Genomic DNA, 2,908 nt, shown 5'->3' with positions numbered 1-2,908 from the left:
GTGCACGCCGCGGTGGCCGCCGCCGCGGTGATGGCCGGCGGCCGTCCGCTGTGGGAGACCACGGACACCGAGTGGGACGTCCTGTTCGAGATCGGGGTGCGCGGGGTGCTGAACCTCGCCCGCACGGCCGTGCCCGCCCTGCTGCGCGGTGCGCAACCGCGCTCCGGCCGGTTTGTCGCCCTGGCGTCGGCGGCCGCCCACCGCGGCCTGTGGCATCTGGCCGCCTACAACGCCGCGAAGCACGCCGTCGTGGGACTGGTGCGAGGGCTGGCGACAGACCTGCGGGGCACCGGCGTCACGGCCACCGCGGTGTCCCCGGGCTCGACCAGCACGGCCATGCTGGCGGCGACCGCGGCCCTCTACGATCTGCCGGACGTCGACGAGTTCGCCGGATACCAGCTCCTCGACCGTCTCCTGCGACCGGAGGAGGTCGCCGCCACCGTGTGCTGGCTGTGTGGCGAGAGCTCGTCTGCGATCACCGGCACCGTGGTGCACGCCGACGGCGGGTTCACCGCATGACGGACTCCCGTGTGACGGATGCCCGCAGTGCGGACTCCTGTGTGACGGATCCCCGTAGTGCGGACCCCTGTGTGACGGACTCCGTGCTGCGCCTGGTCTTCGACCCCGGTACGCGCCGGTGGGCCGGGGGACGGGTGCTGCTCGGTGGCTCCCCGCTGCGGGTCCTGCGCCTGCCCGAGGCCGGCGCGCGGCTGGTCGAGGAGTGGACGCGCGGGCAGCCGGTCGGGGCTGATCCGGCGCAGCGCCGGCTGGCGGCCCGGCTGGTGACGGGGGGAATCGCCCATCCGGTCTACGAACGGCCCCGGCTGCGCCCGTCGGACGTCACGGTCGTCGTGCCCGTGCGTGACCACGCCGACGCCCTGGACACGCTGCTCGGCGCGGTGGGGAAGGTGGCGGAGGTGATCGTCGTGGACGACGGATCCGTAACACCCCTGCCCCAGGCGGCGGTCCGTCACCAGCTGCCCCGGGGCCCCGCCGCCGCGCGCAACACCGGCTGGCAGCGGGCGGGCACCGAGCTGGTGGCGTTCCTGGACGCCGACGTGAAGCCCGAGCCGGGCTGGCTGGAGCCGCTGCTGGCGCACTTCGACGCTCCTGACGTCGCCGCGGTGGCTCCCCGGGTGACCAGCCTGCCCGGACGGTCGCTGCTGGCCCGCTACGAGCAGACGCAGTCCTGTCTGGACCTCGGCGGCGCCGCGGCGCCGGTGCGGCCGGCGAGCCGGGTGAGCTACGTCCCCTCGGCCGCGCTCGTGGTGCGCACCTCGTCCCTGCGGGAACTGCACGGTTTCGACGAGCGGATGCGCTTCGGCGAGGATGTGGACTTCGTGTGGCGGCTGGCGCGAGGGGGAGCACAGGTCCGCTACGAGCCCGCGTCGCGGGTCGGTCACGCTCCCCGCGGCCGGTGGACGGCGTGGCTGCGCCAGCGCTTCGACTACGGGACGTCGGCGGCGCCGCTGGCGGCCCGGCACGGCACGGCCGTCACACCGGTCCGGGTGTCGGTGTGGAGCGCGCTGTCGTGGGCGGCGGTGGCCGCCGGCCGGCCGCGGACCGGGCTCGCGGTCGCGGCCACCACGACGGTGTTGCTGCCACGCAAGCTGGGACGTCTCGGGGTGCCCGCCGGCGGGGCGCTGCGGGTGGCGGCCCTGGGCCATCTCGGCGCGGGCCGGTTGCTCGCCGACGCGGTGACCCGCACCTGGTGGCCGGTGGCCGTCCCGCTGCTGGCGGGCACCAGGCGGGGCAGATGGCTGCTGGCCCTGGCGCTGGGGCGGCACCTGCACGAGTGGTATCAGCGGCGGCCGGACGTGGATCCGCCACGCTGGCTGCTGCTGCGGGCACTCGACGACGCCGCCTACGGCGCCGGGGTCTGGTGGGGCGCCGCATGCGCGGGCACGCTCACCCCGCTGCTCCCGGAGCTGTCCGGCCGGCCCACCGCGGTGACCGCGTATCTGCGCCGGATCTCCCGGCGGCGCTGTGATCGTTGTGATTTTGATGCTGTTGGGACAGCACCAGAATCACAACGATCATGTTGCTCGAACTCGGCCGACATCGACGATCGCCGGGTCGGCCGGGTCGGCCGGGTCGGCCGGGTCGGCCGGACGGCGGCTCCCGGCCTGTTCAGGAGGTCCGGCCGGGGCGTCCGGACCAGGGCCGAAGGCAGCGAGGCCAGAGCCGAGGCCCGCGGGCGGCACCCGTGACCGGCCTGTGCCCCGTGACCGGCCTGTGCCCTGAAGCTGCCCCGTACCCCGGGGCCGCCCCGTCCACCGGGCCATGTCGCGTTCCAGGGGCATCCCGGATCCTGGGAGGGCATCACATATCGTGACCGCTGTGCGGCCCTGGCGGTTGGCGGAGCTCGCCTGGCCCGAGGTGGCCGAGCGGGCCGCCGCCAGCGTGCTCGCCGTCCCCCTCGGTGCGACTGAGCAGCACGGGCCGCACCTGCCGCTCACCGTGGACACCGAACTTGCCACGGCGCTGTGCGAGCGGCTCGCCCGTGCCCGCTCCTGGGTGCTCGTCGCGCCGGCGCTGCCCTACGGCGCAAGCGGTGAGCACGCGGGCTTTCCCGGCACCCTGTCGATCGGGCAGGACGGCGTCGAGCTGCTGCTGGTCGAGCTTGTCCGCTCGGCGGACGCGTTCGCCGGGGTGCTGCTGGTCTGCGGGCACGGCGGCAACGCCGCGCCGCTGCGCCGCGCCGTCGCCCGGCTGCGCGGTGAGGGCCGGCGGGTGCTCGCCTGGCTGCCCGGCGGGCCCGCGGACGACGCCCACGCCGGCCGTACCGAGACCTCGGTGATGCTCGCGCTGCGCGGGCAGGCGGTGCGGCTTGACCATGTCGAGCCCGGGGTGACCCGTCCGATCGGTGAGCTTCTGCCGGCGCTGCGGGAGTCCGGGGTGCGCGCGG

The 2,908-nt window shown here is 75.7% G+C and carries 3 protein-coding genes; all 3 read left to right on the top strand.

Translation table 11 applies throughout. The annotated features are described in order from the left end of the window. Positions 1 to 519, top strand: a 519-nt coding sequence (locus DD1DGNOD_RS29710) for a mycofactocin-coupled SDR family oxidoreductase (RefSeq protein ID WP_241255798.1), incomplete at its 5' end; no start/stop codon positions are given. A 71-nt stretch (positions 520 to 590) separates the two neighbouring features. Further along, positions 591 to 2,210 (top strand): mycofactocin biosynthesis glycosyltransferase MftF, encoded by a 1,620-nt coding sequence (gene mftF, locus DD1DGNOD_RS17275; RefSeq protein WP_206443261.1) that lies wholly within the window; start codon positions 591 to 593, stop codon positions 2,208 to 2,210. 121 nt (positions 2,211 to 2,331) lie between these two features. Continuing rightward, on the top strand, positions 2,332 to 2,908 hold a 577-nt coding region (gene mftE, locus DD1DGNOD_RS17270; protein ID WP_206443260.1), incomplete at its 3' end, for a mycofactocin biosynthesis peptidyl-dipeptidase MftE.

This window comes from Candidatus Protofrankia californiensis (assembly GCF_900634765.1).
Classification (GTDB): domain Bacteria; phylum Actinomycetota; class Actinomycetes; order Frankiales; family Frankiaceae; genus Protofrankia; species Protofrankia californiensis.
The sequence above is the reverse complement of the archived record's forward strand: the minus strand, read 5'-3'. Positions and strand labels throughout refer to the sequence as shown.